Source organism: Pseudoalteromonas sp. T1lg10, assembly GCF_002964545.1.
GTDB lineage: Bacteria > Pseudomonadota > Gammaproteobacteria > Enterobacterales > Alteromonadaceae > Pseudoalteromonas.
Map to the genome: position 1 here is coordinate 283,241 of NZ_PQBV01000037.1, position 22,238 is coordinate 305,478.

The window sequence follows — 22,238 nt, forward strand, 5'->3', positions numbered from 1 at the left end:
GCTTAACCGTGACAACGCTTTATATTATCTAAAATAATGCCACTGGAAATAGCCACATTTAAGGATTCGGCGCCACCATAGCCGGCAATAGTGATACGCTCGCTGACATGCTCCGCCACCGCATCACTGATACCGTGAGATTCACTGCCCATCACCAAGATGCCTTGCCCGCCAAAGTCGGTGTGATGCAGGTTTTGTCCACCTAAGAAAGCGCCGTAAACCGGCTTATCACAGCTTTCCAGGTAGGCGGGCAAATCGACTTGATGGCATGACACCCGGGTAAAGGAGCCCATGGTGGCACTGATCACCTTGGGGTTATAAGGATCGGCGCAATTGGCCGACAACAAGACCTGTTTAAAACCGTACCAGTCCGCCAAACGAATGATGGTGCCGAGATTGCCCGGATCGCTGACGCCGTCCAGGGCTATTTGCCAAGGGGTATGCTCGATTTCCACCTGAGTCATGGGGGCCACGGCAATGGCATCGTTATTAGTAACCAGGGTGCTGACCTTAGATAAGGCCGCTTCATCGCTGTGATGCACATCCTTACCACTTAAACGGCTTTCAATCAGTTGTTTATGGGCCGCGCAGAACTCATCGCTGGCAAAGAGTTCGGTGATGCCATGCTCGCTTTGCAACAGTTCAAGTACATTTTTAGTGCCTTGAACTAAAAATGCTTGCTGCTGTTTACGGTATTTCTTTTGACCTAATTGACGCAGGTGCTTTTGCTGATTTTTTGAAAGCATAGGGCATGGCCTTGGCTAATAACTAAGGAGGATCGACCTATTATACACATGCTTTGCCCCATTGCAGAGAGTAAAAGCAGGTTAAGCCCTTGCATCTGTTGCATTATTCGAAACTTAACGCTAAATTAATGAGCTGCGTTTTAACCGCCAAAAAGACTAAAAAAATGGATTTATCACAAACAGATAGCGCAACTAACACGACACCTCAGTTTCAACCTTATAGCCGTCGCGTCGAGTTTAGTGGCTCAGGGAAAGAGTTTTTCTCAATTTGGATCGTTAATATCGTTTTGACCTTGTTAACCCTGGGAATTTATTCCGCCTGGGCCAAGGTACGCACCTATCGTTATTTTTACGGCCACACGCAACTCGATGGCCATCGATTTGATTATCTGGCAACGCCGATACAAATCTTAAAAGGCCGCATTCTTGCCTTTATCTTTTTTGTTATTTATATGTTCTGCACCCAGTTTGTGCCCGCGCTGGGCATACTGGCGATTTTTATTCTGCTGTTTTTAACGCCCTGGATCATCAATCAAGGCATGCGCTTTAACATGCGTATGAGCCGTTATCGCAATGTGCGCTTTAACTTTAAGGGCAGTTATGGCGAGGCCTTTGTGGTGTTCTTATTGCTGCCAGTGGCCAGCGTATTCACCCTTTATTTATTGCTTCCGTACGTGTTTAAACGCATGGACCAGTATTTACACAGCCATATTGAGTTTTCCGACACCCCCATTAGTGTCAATACCAAGGGCGGTGAGTATTATTTAGCGGCGCTGATGGCCTATGTTGCCGCCGGCATTATCGCGGTGATCATGCTAGCCGTGGCTGGTGCCTTCGGTTTTGGCCTGGAGGCCATGATCCAAGACCCGGAAATGATGAACGACCAAGCCGGTGCTATTGCCGGTGTAAGCATCATGGTGATGATGATGATTGTTTACTTTGTTGCCTTTGCGGTAGCCACGGGCATTTATCAGACTCATATTCGCAATCACCTGCTTAACAGCAGCGAACTGCAGGGCATTGCCGATTTTAAGTCGGATTTAAAGATGATCGACTACACCCTGCTGGTATTTACCAATACCCTGGCCATCGTCTTTAGCCTAGGTTTGGCTTACCCCTGGGCCAAGGTGCGCAGCGCCCGCATGCTTAGTAACGCCACCGAAGTGACCTTCCTGTGCGACCCGCAAACACTGCACGATCAACTGGGTGAGCAGCAATCGGCGTTTGGCGAAGAAGCCGCTGACATGTTCGATATCGATCTGTCTTTGGGCTAACGCATGCAAGTCACCGGGTTTTATTACCTGAACAATCAAAGCCACAGCACGGAAGTAACCCTGTGGCTGACGCAAGATAGCAGTTGCGAGCAAGTGCGCATTTACAGTGGCGATGAATTGCTGGTGCAATTTGACCAATACCGTCAAGGCCAGCAGCTCAGCGGCCTGCCGGTAGAGCTGGTGTTTATTGACGGCAGTCGTTTTGTACCCCATAGCGCCAGCCATCGCTGGCCTTCGGAGTCCGCTTGGGATCGCCTGCTGGAGCGCATCGAAAAACATAAAACGGCTGTGCTTGGCTGTGTAATAGCCAGCGCTGTGCTCGCCTGGCTGTTGTTCTTTAAGTTCATTCCTGCCAGCGCCGCTGTGGTCGCACGCTCATTGCCAGACTCTGTGGTACATGCTGCATCAGAGCAAACCCTGGCAGCACTGGAATACGTGTATCTGGAACCCACTAATCTGGACGATGCGCAGCAAACCCATATTCGCACCTTGTGGCAAAGCCATATTGCGAAAATGGACCAGGCTCCCGAGCATTTGGTTTTGCACTTCTACAGTGCCCCTGAGATAGGCGCCAATGCCTTTGCCCTGCCCGACGGCCAGGTGGTCTTAACCGACGAACTCGCGCTTATCCTCAAAGATAACGACACCGCCCTGCTTGCGGTATTACTGCACGAAATTGGCCATGTTCAATATCAGCATGGCCTGACTTTGGCGGCCCAATCCGCCGGCTCTTCGGTCACTTTGGCGCTGATGTTTGGCGACCTCGAAGGCTTTGCTGAGATCATCATGGGTACGGGTTCGGCCTTGATCCAACAGCAGTTTTCTCGCGATATGGAACGTCAGGCCGATACCTTTGCACTAGAGCAGCTTAGCCAATTAGGCTATCATCGCTCGGCTTTTGCCGAGGCCGTGCAGGCCCTGGCTCAGGCGCACGGGATGGATGAAAAAGAGCAAGGCACTTTGTGGGATTATCTCTCATCACACCCAGCAATTTCCGAGCGCATAGAAAACGCGCATAAAACGGACTAAAGAATTCTATTAACTCCAAGGAATCATCATGGCTTATGATTTTGGCTCGAAAGGGCTAGGTATTTCTAACCCATTTAAAATTGAAGGAACGATACGCACCGCAGGTGGTGCCATTATCACCCTGATTGGTTTATTTAGCCTTTTTAAAGTCACCTCTTTAACACAAACCGATATGATCTCTGCCTGGGCCTACGCAGCAGTAGGCTTAGTGCTTATGATCTTAGGTTTAAAACGCTGTGGTAGCGGCCTTTTCCAACTGTTTAAATTCTTCGTTGGCCGCTCGGTCCCCAGCTCATTAGCACCCAACCTAAGCAAGAGCGAGCAGGAAAATGCGGCGCTGGAGCAAAAGAAAGGTTCCCTAGCCTATACGGCGAAAACCTTGGAGTCCATGTTGATGGGGCGCAAAAACGCCACCTTCACCGAGCCCAAGGGCTGGGTAGGTCGTTTTGCTCACTCGGTATTACCAAAATTAATCTTCTTGCCCTACCCCATGCGTAATGTGGCACAGGAGGTCATCGGCGTTATTCTGCAAACCATTTTGGCCTTTGTTGCCTTCGGCCTGACCTATTTTGTCTCATCATCTGGCCTGGCCGGTGAAGCGGGTCATATTATCGTACCGGTATTCTCGGCACTGATTTTGGTTTACCTGCTGCTATGCTGGCGCAGTGCCGCCAATGCGGTAAGCCTGAACCGAGTAAAACGTCTTAAAGACGTAGGCGCCGCCTCACTTGCGAAAATCATCGCCTTTTCGGTGATTTTCCCCGTGGTTATAGGTCTTATCTATCATCATTTCTTCGCCCCACATAAGGGGGAATTGGAGCAATGGGCACAGCTGACAGAAAAGGTAAGCCTGTTCTCGGCCTGGCCTAGCCTCTTTACCTTATTATTCCTAGGTGCGCTTTGCTGCGCGGCAGTCTTCTACCTGATTAATGCCCGTAGCAAACAAAACGAAGTGGCCACCGAGGTCAGCGAATACCGTGCTAACTTGCAAGAAGAAGTGCATCCGAACGAGATCTTCATCAATATCGAAAGCATAGTTCTGGCCAACCGCCGCTATAAGGAAATCCCGAACCGTACCTATATCGACTTCGATCCGGTCTTGAATGAGCAAAGCAGCAGCAAGGGTGATTTCCGCGGCGAATTGCTGATTGAAACCCAGCCTGAGTTTAATCCGCGTCCTGGCCACAAGGGCTTTAATATTACCCGTTTGGTAAGCACCACAGCGGCTCAGCTGTGTCTGGTGATCGGTGCCTTGTTGTTCTTCTCACTGGCCGGCGAAGCCATTGGCCTGTATCACTTTATCAGCCAGCAGAGCAGCCTGTTACCTGAGTTCACCCGTGCCGCCAACCGTGGCAATATCGAGCTGTTACAAAACTGGTTAGGCGAGCTCTCTGGCCTTATCGTGGCCGTGCTTGGTACTTTCTTTATGTGGCAAATCTTCAGCACCATAGGCCGTATGTTGGAAAACTTCAGCCATGTGTTCTGGGCGGAAATGCAATTTAGCTCTTTGCTACTGTATCTAAAAACCGAAGGTACTTTCACCGAGTCGAAGATCTCTACCGGTATGTCAATCCATGACTCGACGCGCAGTGAAAACGTGGTGATCAAGTCGTCAATCACGCCTTGGATCATCAGTTCGCGTATCAGCTCAAGCACCTTCGCCACCAGCGGTGCCGATAATGTTGAGATGCCGCGTTACGTGATGGCGATGAAGAAGAATGAGCAAGAGCTCAATACCATAGTCGATGAAATCCACAGCTTCTTAAAAGCACGTGAAAACATTGCCGGCTTCAGCAATACCTCGGATCTGCAAAACGCCGAAAACATCTTAAAGATGAACCAGGTGTCACGCGCTCAGCAGGAAACACCGACGCTCATCGAAGAGCAAAGCGGTGCCTACCGCGAACGTCAGCAGCAAGAAGCAGACATGCTCGAAGATAAGAACTAACCATCACCACCTCCTTAGGAGATGGTTTAAAGTTGACAATAAACGCCCTGCCTAGCAGGGCTTTTTTTGGCCGTTTTTTAAAACCCTAGCCCGCTGTTTTTGCAACAATTGTTTACCACTTTGCGCTGTAAATTCGCAGCGCCTTAGATATACTGCAAACCATACCCTGTAACACTTTGAGGTAAAGCATGCAGTTAGGTCGCGGATTTGAATACTTTTTTAGTGGTTTTCCAATGATCACCGAAAAAGGCCTAAAACGCTTTGTACTGATCCCCCTGTTGATCAACCTGGTGATCTTCGGCACATCCCTGTTTTTTATTTATGGCTGGCTGACCGACGCCTTCGCCTGGATTAATGCCCAGCTGCCCGAATGGTTGTCCTGGCTTGAATGGCTGTTGTGGCCTTTAGCACTTCTGGTGGTGCTATTTAGCTATTCGATGATCTTTACGGTGATCACCAACTTTATCGCCGCCCCCTTTAACGGCATCCTCGCCGAGAAGGTGGAATTACATTTAACCGGGCAGCGCGTCAACGACGACGGTCTGCTCGATACCATGCGCGATGTGCCGCGTATGCTTGGCCGGGAATGGACCAAGCTGTGCTATTACCTGCCCCGCGCCATCGGCTTTTTTATCCTGATGTGGTTTCTGCCGATAATTGGACAGATCATCTGGGCGCTGTTTACCTGCTGGATGTTCGCCATTCAATATAAGGATTACGCCTTCGATAACCACAAGGTGAGCTTTGGTGATATGAAACGCGATTTAAATGCACATAGGGGACTGTCCTACGGCTTTGGCGCCGGGGTGATGATCTGTGCCATGATCCCCATTCTCAACATGATAGTCATGCCGGTGGCCGTGTGTGGCGCCACCAAGTTGTGGGTGGAAAACTACCGTAACAATTATCGCGGGCAATAATATGAAAGGCACCTGGCAATGGACGCTGATGTTATTGGCGCTTGGCTTTTTTGCGTTTTTGGGCTGGATCATCTATCTCGCTAACACAGGCCAGCCAAGCATCTTTTTTGACTTGGTCAGAGCCCTGCCCTATGGCGATAAGCTGGGCCACTTCGTGCTGTTTGGCACCGCCACCTTATTATAGAGCCTGGCCTTAAAAGCCGCCTACTGGCACCTTGGCAGGGTAAAACTTTACTGGGGCGCCTTAATTGTTTTTCTCTTTGCCCTAAGCGAGGAAATAAGCCAGGCCTTTGTTGCCAGTCGCACCTTTGATCTGGTGGATTTAACTGCCGACGTTTTCGGCATAGCCGCGGCCAGTTATCTGATCAGCCTCTTGGTGAAGCAATACAAAAAAAGCCAGAGTTAATCTCTGGCTTTTTTGCATCATAGGTATATATCTTAGCTAAATACGTTTTGCGGTACGCGCAGCACTTGCAGATGTACCGTAACCTCTTCACGGTCGTGATACAGGTGCTTGGCCTGCAGGTTGTATTTTACGCCATACTCATGCAGTTCATCGCGAATACGCTGGAGATTCTCGTACACAGTATCAAAGCGCTTTTTCATTGGCAGCTTAAGGTTGAAAATCAGCTCCTTCGCAAAACCGTTCACAGCCCAATCAATCATTAGCTCGGTCACGCGGCTTGGTTTTTCCACCATGTCGCACACCAACCAGCTGATATTACGACGCTCAGGGCGGAACTTAAAGCCGTCTTCACGATAGTGCTTAACCTGACCACTGTCCATCAAGGCCTGATCCATGGGGCCATTGTCTATGGCCTGCACAAACATGCCACGGCGCACCAACTGATAGGTCCAGCCGCCGGGGCAAGCACCCAAATCCACTGCCTTCATGCCCGAGGCCACACGCTCTTCGCGCTCATCTTCAGGCACAAACATCATAAAGGCTTCATCAAGCTTAAGGGTTGAACGGCTCGGTGCATCCTTAGGATAACGCAGGCGCGGGATACCCATATACAAGGGTGAGTTGTTAAAGCTAAACGAATAACCCACATAAGCGGTATCGCTGGCGATAAACAACACATGCAAGGTCGGGCGGTTTTTAACCTGTTGACGCAGCAAGGTTTCCTGACTCTCTAATGCCTTGGCCAGAGGATTGCTGATCTTTTTACAGAACTTAGAAAGCTCTTTGCCTTCGTTGGTATCACAAGTTTCCACGCGCAATTCACCGCATAGAGGGAATGACTTGGCAACCTCACAAATGCTGCCAACGCGGTCGTCGATAGGCATTTTTGCTACTTGCGTGCCGATAAACCACTGGCGGGCAAAGATCATGTCCTTAAACGGGATCTTCTTGATCAGGTATTCTGCTTCATCTTGGCTATAGCAGTGATATGCCACCAAGGCCGAATTCGGCTTCGTCTTAACATAACCGCCCACACCTAGATTGCTGGCGTGGTGAGTGATCTCTGCGGCAGCGTCGTTTTCGAAACCAGCGCGACAATAAATAACGATACAGGACATGGTAATGACTTATTTCATTTGTAAAAGTTTAATAACCATCGCCGCCCAGGCGACAATAAAGCACAGGCCACCTAAGGGAGTAATGGGGCCAAACCACTTAATGCCGGTTAGGGCCAAAGCGTACAGACTGCCACTAAATAATAGGATGCCGGCGAGCATAAAGTAGCCGCTGACATTAAATTGCATCCCGAGTTTCCCCAGCACGCCGATTAATATGAGCCCAAGTGCATGATATATCTGGTATTCAACCCCGGTTTGAAAGACGCCGATAGCGTACTCCGAGAGCCGACTTTTTAGGCCATGAGCGGCAAAGGCGCCGAGTATAACACCGAGCCCTGCGAAAATCGCGCCTAGCACCAAAAATAACTGACTCATAGCTGCTCCTTAATAAAGTTCACGGCGACATCCGCCGCCTGCTGCCAATTTCCCTGCTGGGTAAAACCGCTTCTTTTACGCGGCACCAGGGAATGGTCGCCGTCACTCAACCAATGGATTTGTGCCGGACGGGTGTCGGCAAGCTGACTTAATTCATCGCGCTTGCCAAAGGTATCCCGCTCGCCCTGAATAACGCAAAACGGCACCTTGATATCATCAAAGTGGGCAACCCTGAGCTTGTCTTTTTTCCCCGGAGGATGAAACGGATAACCAAAGGCTAATACTCCACGCACCTCTGCACTGCTTCCTTCGGGCTGCGCCACCAGCATACTGGCCATGCGCCCGCCCATGGATTTGCCACCGATAAACAAGGGCAAGGCATCTTGCCGCTGGGTCAGTTGTTGATTAAAACTGGCCAGCAGCTTGTCGGCGCGATCCGGTGGGCGACGCTTGTTCTCTGCCTTGGCTTTTTCCATATAGGGAAAATCAAACAAGCCAACGCTAATTCCCTGCGCTGCCATTAAGCGCGCCAGCTCTTGCATAAACTCACTGTCCATACCGGCGCCGGCGCCATGGGCAAAAATAAATTGAGCAATCGGCTGCTCTGCATTAAACCACTGCATTTAGAGTTGCTCCTGCTCTTTTTCTACCAGACCTAACATCCATTCTTTAAAGGACACTATTTTACCCAGCTCGGATTGTGACTCACGAAATACCAGATAATAGGCATTTTTACTTTCCAAGCTGTGGTTGAAGGGCACGATCAAACGTCCGGCATCGATTTCAGGTTTTGCCAATACCAGGTTCCCTAAAGCCACCCCCTGACCATGGGTTGCGGCCTGCATGGCCATGGAAGAGTGGGAAAAAATCGGTCCCTGATTCACCTGAACATTACGCACCCCGGCGGTCTTCATCCACACCTTCCAAGGACGTCGGGTGGTGTCGTGCAACAAGGTGTGATTTTGCAGATCCTGTGGCTCGTTCAAGGGCTTGGGCCCGGTGAGCAACATGGGGCTACACAAGGGCACCAGATATTCCGTATGCAGCTTATGGGTTTCCACCCCACTCCAGTGGCCACGACCATAATAAATGGCTACATCCACATCATCTTGTAGCGAGTTGTCGTCCTGATCCTGCGCCTTAATTCGCACATCGATATCCGGATGCTGCTCGTTAAACAGACTTAAGCGTGGGACCAGCCATTGAATGGCGAAACTTGGAGTCAGACTTACGGTTAAGGAGCCCTTGGCACCGCGAGCCAGGAGCCTTTCGGTGGCATCGTCCAGCTGGGTGAAGATCTCTTTGATATCGAGAAAATAACCCTGACCTTCCTCGGTCAGCAATAAAGAGCGGTTCTTACGTAAAAATAATTTTAAGCCAAGATGCTCTTCTAATGTTTTTATCTGATGGCTCACCGCGGCCTGAGTAACATAAAGCTCTTCTGCGGCCTTGGTAAAGCTTAAGTGCCTTGCCGCAGCTTCAAAAGCCTTGAGGGAATTAAGAGGGGGAAGTCGCCGAGCCATAGCCAATAGATTAGTTTTTTTAATTTGAACTGATTATATACAAAGGCCTTCAAGATGCCAATTTAGTGCGCAGCGCTGGCTCAAACATAAAAAAAGCCAGCAACTAGGGCTGGCTTTAAATCATTTAAAATAAATCTACAGATCGCTGGCGCTGGTATCTAGCGGTGGAAAGCTTTTTACCAGATCATCAATGGCCTTCATTTGCGTTAAATACCCTTCTAACTTAGCCAGTGGCAAGGCGCAAGGGCCGTCACATTTGGCTTCATTGGGGTTCGGATGCGCTTCAATAAACAAACCTGCAATACCCAGTGCCATACCGCTGCGTGCCAGCTCTGCAGCCTGGGCACGACGGCCATCGGCGCTATCGCTGCGTCCGCCAGGGCGCTGCAAGGCATGAGTAGCGTCAAAGATAACTGGGGCCATGGTTTTCATATCGTCCATACCCAGCATATCAACAACCAGGTTGTTATAACCAAAGCTGGTGCCGCGCTCACATAAGGCCACCTGCTCGTTACCGGCTTCGGCAAATTTCTTGATGATATGACGCATTTCGTGCGGTGCTAAAAACTGCGGCTTTTTCACATTGATCACATTGCCGGTTTTGGCCATGGCCATCACCAGGTCGGTTTGACGCGCCAAGAAGGCTGGCAACTGAATCACATCAACCACTTCGGCCACTGGCGCGGCCTGATAAGGTTCATGCACGTCAGTGATCAAAGGCACATTAAAGGTGTTTTTGATTTCCTCAAAAATTTTTAAACCTTCTTCCATACCTGGGCCGCGATAAGAATTAATCGACGAGCGATTGGCCTTATCAAAAGAGGCTTTAAACACGTAAGGAATGTTTAACTTGTTGGTCACTTCCACATAGTGCTCGGCGATGCGCATGGCAAGATCGCGAGACTCCAACACATTCATGCCACCGAACAGTACAAAAGGTTTGTCGTTGGCCAATTCAATGGCGCCAATATTAATTTGTTTAATGGTCATTTTTAATTCCTTAAGGGGCGACCGACTGCATGATCAAGCCGCAAATATAAGCCATATACGTACCTACGCCGTAACCCAGCACAGCCAACAGCACACCTACAGGTGCTAGCGACGGGTGAAACGCCGAGGCCACAACGGGCGCCGAAGCTGCACCGCCAACATTGGCCTGCGAGCCCACCGCCATATAAAACAGCGGCGCCTTAATGGCCTTGGCAACAATCAACATCAAGGCCGCGTGCGTCAGCATCCAGATAACACCCAAGACAAAGTACCATGGGGTATCGAAGATGGCGGTGATATTCATATGCAAACCGATAGAGGCCACCAGAATATATAAGAAGCTGGATGCCACTTTTGAGGCGCCAAATGCTTCGATATGACGCACACGGGTAAACGACAGACCAATACCTATGGTGGTTGAAATCACGATTAGCCAGAAGAACTTGCTGTTTAAGCTGTATTCTTGCGCCCAGGCAAACTGGTCGAAATAAGGCGCCAGTATATCGCCACAGAAATGAGCTAAACCTGTAATACCAAAAGCGATGGCGATTATGGTCATATAATCATTCAAGGTCGGCAGGCGTGCATGCTCGGCATGATAGGCTTCGACGCGTTTTTTAAGATCTTCGATGGCGCTGGTGTCGGCGCCGGTTTTCGCATCTATGGCTTTATGGTTACCAGCCATCAAGAGCAATACCGCCATCCAGAGGTTGGCAACAATGACATCCACGGTCACCATGGCGGAGAAGATATCTCCCCCAACGTCAAACATTTCCTTCATCGAGGCCTGGTTAGCCCCGCCGCCTATCCAGCTGCCGGCTATGGTGGTCATGCCACGCCACACCGCATCCGGGCCATGGCCGCCGACTACCTCGGGGTTTACCGCACTCATAACCAGGATGGCCAAGGGGCCGCCTATGACTATGCCCAGGGTACCGGTCAGGAACATGATCAGCGCCTTGGGGCCAAGGTTAATAATGGCCTTTAAATCGATACTGATGGTCAGCAAAATCAAACAGGCTGGCAGTAAATAGCGCGAAGCCACGTGATACACGCTCTTCGCACTTTTTTCGTCGACTATGCCAAAGGTATTGAGTAAAGAAGGCAGGAAGTAACATAGCAGCAACGCTGGCACATACTTATAAAAGGTCCGTAGCCAGTGGTTTTGACTATGGGCGGTTTTAAAAATCACGCCGAGAATTACGGCGAGCAGGCCCATCACCACGGCTGGATTGCTGATCATGGCCTCAGCAGGTTGATCCAAATGATTCCTTACTAATGTAGTGTGTTGTTATTATTGTCGAGCTCATCAATTTGATGGCGTACTATTTCAATACCTGGGTCGTCCGGGCACTCTTCAACAAAGAAGCGCAGATCTTCTTTGGCCAGCTCAGGGCGATTAATCTGATTGAGCAAATAACCACGGTCGCGACGCTCGTAAGGGTCGTCACCTATCAGCTCTAACAACAGCTCGGCACAGGCCAAGGCGCTGCCAAAACGCTCGGTGGCAATAAACGCCCATTTTTGATGGGCCAGGTACAGCTTATAGATTTCTTCGTCGATAAGCAGCTCTGGGCTTTGCTCTGGCTCGGCGTTTTCCGGCTGCAGATGCCACATTTGCTGACCCGAAGTCGGCTCGATCAGATAATGCTCCTGATCGCTAAAATGCACCTGCACCATCACGCTCTGATCCACCAGCACCAGATCCGCATTAAAACCTGCGTCCTCTAAAATACCGTGCAATATAATGCCCAGCGCCAGGCTGTTTCCGGTGCGATAAAGCAGGGCAAAGTACACGCTGTTAAGGCGATACTCGGGCACATCCTGATGGGTGCCGCTAAAGCCCCATTCGGTGTAGAAACTATCGACCACGGCATCCAGTGCCTGATGCTTGTCATCTTCATGGCGCGCAACGATTTCATGCGCTTGCTGCTCTAAGCTTTGCAACTGCGTATAGGCTTGCTCGGCTTGAGCCTGGGCCTGCCAGCGTGATTCGGCGGCAATACAACGGTTTATGGCGCTAACACTGTAGCTGTGCTCTAAATCAAATTGGTCATCTAACCAAACATCAGACATAGATAGGGATATCTCACAGGCAATAAAATGGCCACTAGTTTACCTAGGATCGCCCTAAGATACCAATTTCACTGCGTTAGCGCCGTATTCACGGCTAGAAAAACGCGGATTTTGTACCCGCCAAATAGCCAATTGCCAACAACACCAAGGTGTTAACTCCCAGCCATAGCCATTTTTGCCCTTTGCTTTGCGCTTTTAGTAGCTTAAAGCCAATCACAATATAGGCCACAACCAGGATGATTTTTTGCCATAACCAGGGCATGGTCAACGGATTCATGCTGGCCACAATCAGTAGCGCCACCGCACTCACTAGTAATAGGGTGTCGACTACATGACTGGTGATAAACACGCCCTTGTTTGCGGCAATTTTGCCACTACCAAGGCGCGAAAACGCGCGGACGTAAAAAAGCACTACACTGAGCACCACAAATAACACATGCGTGTGTTTGATAGCGATATAATCCATGTTCTTCCTTAAGGGTCTGTTGACCTTTGTTGTTATTTTATCTTTATTCTACGCACACCCGGGCACCAACTCGGCCAGGGTAATGCGGTCATTGTCACCTAAATCGCGCTCGGTGCGGGCATTAATGTAACCATGGTCGGTGAACAATTGACGCACCGCGGCACCTTGCTCGTAACCATGTTCAAACATCAGCACACCGGGGCGCGTTAAAAACGCTTTGGCATGAATAATAATATGTTCTATATCTGCCAGCCCCTGCTGCGCGGCAACCAAGGCGCTAAGCGGCTCAAAGCGCACATCACCCTGCTGCAAATGGGGATCCGCCGCATCGATATAAGGTGGATTGCTGACGATTAAATCATATGTAACATCATTAAGGGCGCTAAACCAGTCACTGTGCATAATTTGCACATTGCTAAGCCCCAGATTTTGCTTATTTTTTAGTGCTAAAGCCACTGCATCCGCGCTGGCATCAAGGGCATCGATATGCCAGCTGGGGCGCTCCGAGGCCAGCGCCAGGGCTATGGCTCCGGTACCTGTGCCAAGATCAAGCACTCTGGCGTTATCCGGCAGGGCTAACGCTAAAGCTTGTTCAACCAGAGTTTCTGTGTCGGGGCGAGGGATCAGAGTGCTGTTATTAACCATGATGGGCAGCGACCAGAACTCCCGCACTCCGGTGAGGTGAGCAACGGGATGACCGGCGCAGCGCTTTTCCAGCAGCTGCATAAAGTCATGGTATTCCTGTTCGCTAAGTGGGCGGTCGCCCCAGGCAAAAAGGTAGCTGCGGGGACGTTGCAAGATATGCAGCATCAGCACCTGAGCGTCAAGTTTTGGCGAGTCGCTCAGGGCTTGCAGGCGCTTTGTGGCCGCTGACAAGGCATCATCTATGGATGGCAGTGCCAACTTATTCCTCTCCCATCGCCGCCAGAAGGTCGGCCTGATGCTCAAGTAAAAGTGGGTCAATAACCGCACCCAGTTCGCCGGCAACGATTTCGTTAAGGCGATATAGGGTTAGATTGATACGGTGGTCGGTAATACGACCCTGCGGGTAGTTATAGGTACGAATACGCTCAGAGCGGTCACCGCTACCTACCAGGTTACGGCGTTGAGTTGCTTCTGCGGCCTGACGTTTTTCCGTTTCTGCCTGCTCTAGGCGAGCGGCAAGTACGGACATGGCCTTGGCACGGTTCTTATGCTGTGAACGCTCGTCCTGACATTCAACCACCACACCGGTTGGCAAGTGAGTAATACGAATTGCCGAGTCGGTTTTGTTAACGTGCTGACCACCGGCGCCGGAGGCGCGGAAGGTATCAACCTTGATATCCGCCGGGTTAATTTCGATGGCTTCGGCCTCTGGAATTTCTGGCATCACGGCAACGGTACAGGCAGAGGTATGCACTCGGCCCTGAGATTCGGTTTCTGGCACACGCTGTACACGGTGGGCGCCGGATTCAAACTTAAGCTTGCCGTAAACGCCATCCCCCTTGATATTAGCGATCACTTCTTTGTAGCCGCCGTGCTCACCTTCGTTGGCGCTGACCACTTCCACCTGCCACTTTTGTGACTCGGCGTAGCGGCTGTACATGCGGAATAGATCACCGGCGAAAATCGCCGCTTCGTCACCACCGGTACCGGCACGTACTTCAAGGAAGACGTTGTTGTTGTCTTTTGGATCTTTAGGTAGCATCAAGACTTGAAGCTCGTCTTCAAGAGCTTCAATTTGGCCTTTGGCTTCTTTGAACTCTTCCTGAGCCATTTCGCGCATATCTGGATCTGAGTCTTTGAGCATTTCTTCCGCTGCGGCGACATCGTCCTGCGCCCGCTGGTATGCGGTGAAGGTTTTTGCTACTTCTTCGAGCTCCGAATACTCTTTAGATAAAGCGCGGAAACGATCCTGATTGCCGATCACCTCGGGATCACTGAGCAACGCCTGCACTTCTTCATAGCGTTCCACTAAGGATTCTAACTTACGGTATACGGACTCTTTCATCTGTTTGTTATTCCTGGTTAATTCCTAACATCTTCTTCATTTGTGCCAACTGCCCCAGCTCGCCTTTTTCGGCGGCGTCTTTAATCGCCTTGGTAGGAGCGTGCATCAAACGATTGGTCAATTTATTGGCCAGCTCGACCATCACCTTGTCCGGTTCTTTGCCGCTGGCAAGCTGGCTTAGCGCCCGCTCTAACAATTGTTCTTTGGTTTGCGTTACCTCGTTGCGGTAATCGCGGATCATATCGAGCGAATCAAGGGACTTCAGCCAACTGGCAAACTCTTCCACCTTGGCGGCGATAATGCCCTGCGCCTGCTCTGCTGCCTGCTCTCGCGTCGCCATATTTTCACTCACTATGGCCTGCAGATCGTCCACCGAATAAAGGTAGGCATCGTCAAGTTCCGCTACCTGGCTTTCGATATCCCGCGGCACGGCGATATCGATAAACAGCATGGGCTTGTTCTTACGGGTGCGCAGCGCCTGCTCAACCACACCCTTACCGATAATAGGCAAGGTACTGGCTGTGGAACTTATAACGATATCAGCATTGGCCAGTTGCTCGGGCAATTGCGCCAGGGAGATCACCCCAGCGGCAAATTCATCCGCCAGATTACGGGCCCTATCCAGAGTACGGTTTGCCACCGTCATGGACTTGGGTGAATGCTGATGAATATGGCGCGCTACCAGCTCTATGGTTTCGCCGGCCCCGATAAGCAAAACGCTGGTGTTATTAAGTTGACCGTAAATATGCTTGGCAAGATTCACCGCTGCATAGGCAACGGAAACCGCGCTGGCACCTATATTGGTCTCGGTACGTACTTGCTTGGCCACCGAGAAGGTACGCTGGAACAAACGCTCGAACAGCACGCCAACACCGCCATTTTTCTTGGCGCTGGCATAAGCCTGTTTAATTTGCCCAAGAATTTGCGGTTCGCCCAAGACTAAGGAGTCCAGGCCACATGCCACCTTCATCAGGTGAGCTATGGCGTCATTATGGTCGTAACTATAGACATTGTCGGCCAGTTCTTCGATATCGAGACAATGAAACTCGGCCAGCCACTGCAATACCTGCTCGGGTGTGCCGCTCTCTAGCGAGCAATAAATTTCGGTGCGGTTGCAGGTTGAAACAATCACGGACTCAGCGAATTCATCCTGCATGGTGAGTTGCTGTAGTGCACGATCAAGCTGCTCCGCCGAAAAGGCGACTTTTTCTCGTAAATCAACGGAGGCCGTTTTGTGATTAATACCCAGTGCGACTATGGTCATGGTGACAACTATTGCTTAACAACCAATTTGATTAAATACCTACTCATTGATAAATTAGCGCACACAAGCGCTTTACCGGCAAATGGATTTTTACGATGCCGACAAACGCTTTATTCGACGCTAAATACAAATCGCTTGCAATTAATATTGGTCAAAACCTGCTACAAGCGAATAATTTTACGAAAATCAAGCGAATAAGAAAAGGCAGGAAAGACATTTGATTAACTTTCGATTGATTTTGCTGGTGTTTTTTTTGTTTATCACCGGCTGTGCTCAACAAATCCCAAAATCCACCACCCCAGATGACAACTGGCGCCAGCAACTTGCGGCCATCTCTCATTTCAGCGCGGAAGGGAAAATGGCCTTTATTTCGCCACAAAAGCGCCAATCGGCTAACTTTGTGTGGCAACAGCAAAATAAAGACTATGAACTGGATCTCAACACCTTTATCGGCACCAATGTACTGCGCCTGCAAAAACAAGGTGAGCAGGTACACCTGGAAGTGGATGATGAGCATTATCAAGATCAGAATGCGCAGCAACTGGTTTACCGCTTAAGCGGCTGGCTGCTGCCATTAGCTGAACCGCAAAGCTGGCTGCTCGGGCAACTTGAGAGCGATGCCGAGTTGGATGAGCTCGAGCGCGTGCGCAGCGCCCACTGGCTAAGCCCGGATCAGCGCCGCTGGCAAATTCGCTATGAAGAATACGAGGCCATAAACGGCGTCTGGTTGCCCACCCGCATCACCCTGGTTCATGAGTCACTGCGGGTAAAACTTTTAATTAATCAATGGCAAGTGCAATGAATTTGGAAACTTTGAGCGTGATTGCCCCGGCAAAGCTTAACCTCTTTTTACATATTACCGGGCGTCGCGATGACGGCTACCATGAACTGGAAACCCTGTTTACTTTTCTCAATTACGGCGACACCTTGCACTTTAAAGAGCGCCCTGACCAGGAGATTGCCGTCGCTCCCCTGCCCGGCGTAGCCAATACCGATAACCTTATCTATCGCGCCGCGCGCATGCTGCAGCAGCGCTATGAAGAATTAGGCTATGCTCATAAGGGTGTCGACATCAGCATAGACAAGGTGCTGCCCATGGGCGGCGGCGTTGGCGGTGGCTCATCCGATGCAGCCACCACACTGCTGGCTTTAAATAAAATGTGGCAACAACGCCTAAGCTTGGCACAATTGGCTGAACTTGGGGTGTCACTGGGCGCCGATGTGCCGGTTTTTATTCACGGCCACAGCGCCTTGGCACGCGGCATAGGTGAGCAATTACACACCGTGGAGCTGCCTGAACGCTGGTATTTAGTGGTGCATCCTCAGGTGCATATTAGTACCGCCGCTGTTTTCACTCACCCCGACTTAATACGTGATAGTGAGAAACTTCCAGAGCAGTGGCAACTGGCGCAGCAGCGTAACGACTGTGAGCCGCTGGTCAAAAAGCTGTACAGCGAGGTTGAAAAAACACTGCTGTGGTTGTTAAAATACGCCCCGTCGAGAATGACTGGCACTGGGGCATGTTGCTTTGCCGAGTTCGAAAATGAACAAGCCGCACGCAATGCTCTAGAAAAGCTGCCTGAAAAATGGCATGGCTTTGTTGCCAAAAACCTGAACAAGTCGCCCGCTCATACGGCACTTGGTTTAGAGAAGTAAAGTGTTTAAGTTAGCCTGTAACCAGGCATACTCCTGCACCCTTGCAAACCTTGGTTTGCCATCGCAGTCGATATGCTTAACTTACAAGTTAGTCCCAAATTTCAGTGCCCGAGGACCCCTACCGTGCCAGACATGAAGCTCTTTGCTGGTAATGCAACGCCTGAACTTGCTCAAAAAGTTGCAAAACGTTTATATATCGAACTAGGCGATGCCGAGGTTGGTCGTTTTAGCGACGGTGAAATCAGTGTGTCTATTAATGAGAACGTCCGTGGATCGGACGTTTTTATTATCCAGTCTACCTGTGCGCCAACTAACGACAACTTAATGGAATTGATCGTTATGGTTGATGCGCTACGCCGTGCATCAGCAGGCCGTATCACCGCCGTAATTCCTTACTTTGGCTATGCTCGCCAAGACCGCCGCGTGCGTTCTGCTCGTGTACCAATCACGGCCAAGGTTGTTGCCGACTTCCTATCTAGCGTAGGTGTCGACCGCGTACTAACCGTTGACCTACACGCAGAGCAAATCCAAGGTTTCTTCGATGTGCCAGTAGATAACGTATTCGGTAGCCCGGTACTAATCGAAGACATGAAGCAGCGCAACTTTGAAGATGTTGTTGTTGTGTCTCCTGATATCGGCGGTGTAGTACGTGCCCGTGCTATCGCTAAGTTACTAGACGATAAAGACTTGGCGATCATCGACAAGCGTCGTCCACAAGCCAACGTCTCACAAGTAATGCATATTATTGGTGATGTTAAAGGCCGTGACTGTATTATCGTTGACGATATGATCGACACCGGTGGTACCTTATGTAAGGCAGCTGAAGCGCTGAAAGAGCATGGCGCCAAGCGCGTATTTGCTTATGCCACGCACCCGGTGCTTTCTGGTAAAGCAGCCGAGAACCTACGCAACTCAGTAATCGATGAAGTGATTGTAACCGATTCAATCCCTCTATCTGACGAGCTAAAAGCGCTGGATAACATCAAGGTATTGACCCTTGCCGATATGATGGCCGAAACCATTCGCCGCATCAGCAACGAAGAGTCAATCTCAGCGATGTTCGAGCACTAAGCTCAACATCTTAGCGAGGGCTCGGGTTTCCCCCCTAGCCTTTTGAAAAACACCGCAATCGCTTAGCCATTAGCTCTGAGCAATTGCGGTGTTTTTTTATATCTCTTGTTTATTTTATAAGGGCGCGGTGGTACTATAGCGCGCCTTTTTTGATTGGTGGTTGTTTAAACGGCTATCAATCGGCTAAGACTTTTGGTCGCGAAGGTCTTAAAACTTTAACTAAATTATTTTGGAGACATCCATGTCTAACATTTCTTACACATTTGATGCAGAAGTACGTGCTGAGCTAGGTACTGGTGCGAGCCGCCGCCTACGTCGTGCAGACAAAGTTCCTGCAATCCTTTACGGCGCAGACAAAGAAGCTGTATCACTAACGCTTGACCACAACAAAATCATTCAAGCGCAAGCACACGAAGGTTTCTACACTCACATCCTTACGCTAAACATCGGCGGTGAGTCAGTTGAAGCGATCCTTAAAGACGTACAACGTCACCCGTTCAAGCCTAAGATCACTCACTTAGACTTCCAACGTGTTGACGCTAACTCTAAGATCCACACTAGCATCCCAGTACACTTCATCAACGAAGATGTAGTAACTAAGAAAGGTGCAACTGTTGTTCACCAGCTAACTGAGATCGAAATCACGTGTCTTCCTAAAGTACTTCCTGAGTTCATCGAAGTAGACGTAGCTAAACTAGCTGCAGGTGATTCACTACACCTATCTGACGTTAAACTTCCTTCAGGTGTTTCTTCTGTTGAACTAGCTAAAGGTGCTGATCACGACCAAGCAGTTGTAACTGTTGTTGCTCCTAAAGGCGCTGCAGCTGAAGACGCAGAAACTGAAGAAGCAGCAGAATAAGGTTTAAGGTGTTAGCACCTTGAATACTATTCAAATGCTAGTGGGCCTGGCTAATCCAGGCCCCGAATACAAAGATACTCGCCATAATGCAGGGGCATGGTTTATCGAAGAACTGGCCGCCCGCTACAACTGCATCCTCAAGCCCGATAGCAAACACCATGGCCTAACCGGCAAGGTGCTTATTGCCGGCACAGAATATAAATTATTGATCCCCACCACCTATATGAACCTCAGTGGTAAAGCCGTCTCAAGCCTGGCAAACTTTTATAAGATCCCAGTTGAGAGTATTCTTGTCGCTCATGACGAGATGGACTTAGAGCCGGGTACAGCCAAATTAAAAAAAGGTGGCGGTCATGGTGGTCATAATGGCCTTAAAGACATCATTGCCAAGATGGCCAATAATAAAGAGTTTATGCGCTTACGCATTGGCATTGGTCACCCCGGACACAAAGATAAAGTAACTGGCTGGGTTTTAGGCAAGGCACCGGCGGCAGATCAAGAAAAGATTAACGCAGCGGTAGATGAAGCGGTGCGTTGTATGGAAATTTTGGCGAAAGATGGTGTGCTTAAAGCACAAAACAGACTCCATTCATTTAAGCCTTAGGCTTAAAGATTAAATAGGTATTAAGAATATGGGTTTTAAATGTGGCATCGTTGGCTTGCCTAACGTAGGTAAATCAACTCTATTTAACGCACTTACTAAAGCTGGTATTGAAGCGCAAAACTTCCCGTTTTGTACCATCGAACCAAACACGGGTGTAGTTCCTGTTCCAGATACGCGCCTAAATCAATTGGCCGAAATCGTAAAACCACAGCGTATTCTACCTACGACCATGGAGTTTGTGGATATTGCCGGTCTGGTTAAAGGCGCTTCTAAGGGTGAAGGCCTAGGTAACCAGTTCCTTGCCAACATTCGTGAAACAGATGCCATCGGCCATGTGGTTCGCTGCTTTGAAAACGAAAATATCGTTCACGTAGCGGGCACGATCGATCCAGCTGACGATATCGATGTTATCAATACCGAGCTCGTACTAGCCGATATGGATACCGCCGATCGCGCCATGCAGCGTCAAGCGAAAAAAGCCAAAGGTGGCGACAAAGACGCCAAATTTGAAATTCAGGTACTTGAGAAAGTAAAAGCACACCTTGATGAAGGCTTAACGCTACGCTCATTAAGCCTAGAGAAAGAAGAGAAAGCGGCTATCGCCTATCTTAACTTCTTAACCATCAAGCCAACCATGTACATTGCCAACGTCAATGAAGATGGCTTTGAAAATAACCCACACCTGGACAAGGTACGTGAAATCGCCGCTGCAGAAGATGCAGTTGTGATCCCGGTTTGTGCCGCCATCGAAGCGGAACTTTCTGAGCTTGATGATGAAGATCGCGAAGAGTTTATGGCCGACTTGGGCCTTGAAGAACCGGGTCTTAACCGCGTAATTCGTGGTGGTTATGAGCTGTTAAAGCTGCAAACCTACTTCACCGCCGGTGTGAAAGAGGTTCGTGCCTGGACTATTCCTGTCGGTGCAACGGCGCCACAAGCCGCCGGTAAGATCCACACCGATTTTGAACGTGGTTTTATTCGCGCCCAGACTATTGCTTTCGCTGACTACATCGAATTCAAAGGCGAAAATGGAGCCAAAGAAGCGGGTAAGATGCGCCAAGAAGGTAAAGAATACATAGTTAAAGACGGCGATGTGATGAACTTCTTGTTCAACGTATAAAAAGTTTTTACCTTGATAAGCCCGCTATTTGCGGGCTTTTTTGTAGGCTTTTTAAGCAAGATAAGTCGATTTTTATTCGCTTCGTTTGTTTTTCAAGCAAACGATTCATCCTGAATGTGTTTTTCGCAAAAAGGTGTTGACGCGCTTTCACCATATCAGCATAATACGCCCCGCATCAGCGATGATGACAAACAAAAGTTGGCTACGTAGCTCAGTTGGTTAGAGCACATCACTCATAATGATGGGGTCCCCTGTTCAAATCAGGGCGTAGCCACCATTTTCCACTACCAAGGAAAATGGAAAGCTAGTTTGTATGCGAAAGTAGTGGAATTGGCCGATGTCTTGAATTAGACGCTGGTTTTAGGTTCCATAAAATACTTAAGCGAAATGCGGGAGTGGCGGAATTGGTAGACGCGCTGGATTTAGGTTCCAGTATCTTCGGATGTGTGAGTTCAAGTCTCACCTTCCGCACCATGTTCTTGATGAGAACTAAAACCATCAAACTCTATTGCTGGAGTATCGCCAAGCGGTAAGGCAGCGGGTTTTGATCCCGCCATTCCCAGGTTCAGATCCTGGTACTCCAGCCATCTCTTCTTGAGATAAATGCGGGAGTGGCGGAATTGGTAGACGCGCTGGATTTAGGTTCCAGTATCTTCGGATGTGTGAGTTCAAGTCTCACCTTCCGCACCATGTTCTTGATAAGAACTAAAACTATCGACCCTTTAGTTGGAGTATCGCCAAGCGGTAAGGCAGCGGGTTTTGATCCCGCCATTCCCAGGTTCAAATCCTGGTACTCCAGCCAT

24 protein-coding genes and 5 tRNA genes are annotated in these 22,238 nt (G+C 49.6%); 17 read left to right on the top strand and 12 right to left on the bottom strand.

Annotated elements, in window-relative coordinates; all coding sequences use genetic code 11:
• Window positions 1–2: 2 nt before the first annotated feature.
• Window positions 3–746 carry a TrmH family RNA methyltransferase gene (locus C2M17_RS10020; protein ID WP_105200639.1) on the bottom strand — a complete coding sequence of 248 codons (744 nt, stop codon included), beginning with the start codon at window positions 744–746 and terminating at the stop codon, window positions 3–5.
• Window positions 747–910: 164 nt separating this feature from the next.
• On the opposite strand from C2M17_RS10020, the gene C2M17_RS10025 reads away from it, so the two are divergent.
• The 6 genes from C2M17_RS10025 to C2M17_RS16130 all read left to right on the top strand — a co-directional run bounded on the left by C2M17_RS10025 (window position 911) and on the right by C2M17_RS16130 (window position 6,323).
• Window positions 911–2,020 carry a YjgN family protein gene (locus tag C2M17_RS10025; protein ID WP_105200853.1) on the top strand — a complete coding sequence of 370 codons (1,110 nt, stop codon included), beginning with the start codon at window positions 911–913 and terminating at the stop codon, window positions 2,018–2,020.
• A gap of 3 nt (window positions 2,021–2,023) precedes the next feature.
• Window positions 2,024–3,049 carry a M48 family metallopeptidase gene (locus tag C2M17_RS10030; protein WP_105200640.1) on the top strand — a complete coding sequence of 342 codons (1,026 nt, stop codon included), beginning with the start codon at window positions 2,024–2,026 and terminating at the stop codon, window positions 3,047–3,049.
• A 28-nt stretch (window positions 3,050–3,077) separates the two neighbouring features.
• Window positions 3,078–4,997, top strand: coding sequence for a hypothetical protein (locus C2M17_RS10035; RefSeq protein WP_105200641.1), 1,920 nt, complete (start codon window positions 3,078–3,080; stop codon window positions 4,995–4,997).
• Between the two features lie 188 nt (window positions 4,998–5,185).
• Window positions 5,186–5,917 carry a sulfate transporter CysZ gene (cysZ, locus tag C2M17_RS10040; protein ID WP_105200642.1) on the top strand — a complete coding sequence of 244 codons (732 nt, stop codon included), beginning with the start codon at window positions 5,186–5,188 and terminating at the stop codon, window positions 5,915–5,917.
• A 1-nt stretch (window position 5,918) separates the two neighbouring features.
• Window positions 5,919–6,101 (top strand): hypothetical protein, encoded by a 183-nt coding sequence (locus tag C2M17_RS16050; protein WP_233997957.1) that lies wholly within the window; start codon window positions 5,919–5,921, stop codon window positions 6,099–6,101.
• A gap of 3 nt (window positions 6,102–6,104) precedes the next feature.
• Window positions 6,105–6,323: a VanZ family protein gene (locus tag C2M17_RS16130; protein WP_267894416.1), complete on the top strand. Its 219-nt coding sequence runs from the start codon at window positions 6,105–6,107 to the stop codon at window positions 6,321–6,323.
• Window positions 6,324–6,355: 32 nt separating this feature from the next.
• Here C2M17_RS16130 and rlmM read toward each other — a convergent pair whose 3' ends face one another.
• The 11 genes from rlmM to hemA all read right to left on the bottom strand — a co-directional run bounded on the left by rlmM (window position 6,356) and on the right by hemA (window position 16,125).
• Complete coding sequence (gene rlmM, locus C2M17_RS10050; protein WP_105200643.1) at window positions 6,356–7,441, bottom strand: 23S rRNA (cytidine(2498)-2'-O)-methyltransferase RlmM; 1,086 nt, start codon at window positions 7,439–7,441, stop codon at window positions 6,356–6,358.
• Window positions 7,442–7,450: 9 nt separating this feature from the next.
• The gene (locus C2M17_RS10055) at window positions 7,451–7,816 is read right to left on the bottom strand and encodes a DUF423 domain-containing protein (protein ID WP_105200644.1); all 366 of its coding nucleotides are present in this window, start codon (window positions 7,814–7,816) and stop codon (window positions 7,451–7,453) included.
• Window positions 7,813–8,439, bottom strand: a complete 627-nt coding sequence (locus C2M17_RS10060; protein WP_105200645.1) for an alpha/beta family hydrolase — start codon at window positions 8,437–8,439, stop codon at window positions 7,813–7,815. Before C2M17_RS10060 ends, C2M17_RS10055 begins: the two co-directional genes overlap by 4 nt.
• The gene (locus tag C2M17_RS10065; RefSeq protein WP_105200646.1) at window positions 8,440–9,339 is read right to left on the bottom strand and encodes a transcriptional regulator GcvA; all 900 of its coding nucleotides are present in this window, start codon (window positions 9,337–9,339) and stop codon (window positions 8,440–8,442) included.
• A 135-nt stretch (window positions 9,340–9,474) separates the two neighbouring features.
• Window positions 9,475–10,329 (bottom strand): 3-deoxy-8-phosphooctulonate synthase, encoded by an 855-nt coding sequence (kdsA, locus tag C2M17_RS10070; RefSeq protein WP_105200647.1) that lies wholly within the window; start codon window positions 10,327–10,329, stop codon window positions 9,475–9,477.
• A gap of 10 nt (window positions 10,330–10,339) precedes the next feature.
• Window positions 10,340–11,572: a DUF819 family protein gene (locus C2M17_RS10075; protein ID WP_105200854.1), complete on the bottom strand. Its 1,233-nt coding sequence runs from the start codon at window positions 11,570–11,572 to the stop codon at window positions 10,340–10,342.
• A gap of 32 nt (window positions 11,573–11,604) precedes the next feature.
• On the bottom strand, window positions 11,605–12,405 hold the full coding sequence (locus C2M17_RS10080) for a tetratricopeptide repeat protein (protein WP_105200648.1): 801 nt from the start codon (window positions 12,403–12,405) through the stop codon (window positions 11,605–11,607).
• A gap of 94 nt (window positions 12,406–12,499) precedes the next feature.
• Entirely contained in the window at window positions 12,500–12,871 is a 372-nt protein-coding gene (locus C2M17_RS10085; RefSeq protein WP_105200649.1) for a SirB2 family protein, read from the bottom strand.
• A gap of 48 nt (window positions 12,872–12,919) precedes the next feature.
• Window positions 12,920–13,774 carry a peptide chain release factor N(5)-glutamine methyltransferase gene (gene prmC / locus C2M17_RS10090; protein WP_442792603.1) on the bottom strand — a complete coding sequence of 285 codons (855 nt, stop codon included), beginning with the start codon at window positions 13,772–13,774 and terminating at the stop codon, window positions 12,920–12,922.
• Between the two features lies 1 nt (window position 13,775).
• Window positions 13,776–14,861, bottom strand: a complete 1,086-nt coding sequence (prfA, locus tag C2M17_RS10095) for a peptide chain release factor 1 (RefSeq protein ID WP_105200650.1) — start codon at window positions 14,859–14,861, stop codon at window positions 13,776–13,778.
• Window positions 14,862–14,868: 7 nt separating this feature from the next.
• Window positions 14,869–16,125, bottom strand: coding sequence for a glutamyl-tRNA reductase (gene hemA, locus C2M17_RS10100; protein ID WP_105200651.1), 1,257 nt, complete (start codon window positions 16,123–16,125; stop codon window positions 14,869–14,871).
• 217 nt (window positions 16,126–16,342) lie between these two features.
• On the opposite strand from hemA, the gene lolB reads away from it, so the two are divergent.
• The 11 genes from lolB (at window position 16,343) to C2M17_RS10155 (ending at window position 22,237) form a co-directional block, all read left to right on the top strand.
• Window positions 16,343–16,927, top strand: coding sequence for a lipoprotein insertase outer membrane protein LolB (gene lolB, locus C2M17_RS10105; protein WP_105200652.1), 585 nt, complete (start codon window positions 16,343–16,345; stop codon window positions 16,925–16,927).
• Window positions 16,924–17,781 (top strand): 4-(cytidine 5'-diphospho)-2-C-methyl-D-erythritol kinase, encoded by an 858-nt coding sequence (ispE, locus tag C2M17_RS10110; protein WP_105200653.1) that lies wholly within the window; start codon window positions 16,924–16,926, stop codon window positions 17,779–17,781. Before lolB ends, ispE begins: the two co-directional genes overlap by 4 nt.
• Window positions 17,782–17,904: 123 nt before the next feature.
• Window positions 17,905–18,852: a ribose-phosphate pyrophosphokinase gene (locus tag C2M17_RS10115; protein ID WP_105200654.1), complete on the top strand. Its 948-nt coding sequence runs from the start codon at window positions 17,905–17,907 to the stop codon at window positions 18,850–18,852.
• A 241-nt stretch (window positions 18,853–19,093) separates the two neighbouring features.
• Window positions 19,094–19,711, top strand: a complete 618-nt coding sequence (locus tag C2M17_RS10120; RefSeq protein WP_105200655.1) for a 50S ribosomal protein L25/general stress protein Ctc — start codon at window positions 19,094–19,096, stop codon at window positions 19,709–19,711.
• Between the two features lie 19 nt (window positions 19,712–19,730).
• Window positions 19,731–20,315: an aminoacyl-tRNA hydrolase gene (gene pth, locus C2M17_RS10125; protein ID WP_105200656.1), complete on the top strand. Its 585-nt coding sequence runs from the start codon at window positions 19,731–19,733 to the stop codon at window positions 20,313–20,315.
• 28 nt (window positions 20,316–20,343) lie between these two features.
• On the top strand, window positions 20,344–21,435 hold the full coding sequence (gene ychF, locus C2M17_RS10130; protein ID WP_105200657.1) for a redox-regulated ATPase YchF: 1,092 nt from the start codon (window positions 20,344–20,346) through the stop codon (window positions 21,433–21,435).
• A gap of 200 nt (window positions 21,436–21,635) precedes the next feature.
• Window positions 21,636–21,712, top strand: a tRNA-Met gene (locus tag C2M17_RS10135).
• Between the two features lie 112 nt (window positions 21,713–21,824).
• A tRNA-Leu gene (locus C2M17_RS10140) sits at window positions 21,825–21,909 on the top strand.
• Window positions 21,910–21,947: 38 nt separating this feature from the next.
• Window positions 21,948–22,022: transfer RNA gene (locus tag C2M17_RS10145), tRNA-Gln, on the top strand.
• An 18-nt stretch (window positions 22,023–22,040) separates the two neighbouring features.
• Window positions 22,041–22,125 (top strand) — tRNA-Leu (locus C2M17_RS10150).
• Window positions 22,126–22,162: 37 nt separating this feature from the next.
• Window positions 22,163–22,237 (top strand) — tRNA-Gln (locus tag C2M17_RS10155).
• The last annotated feature ends 1 nt before the right edge of the window (window position 22,238 follow it).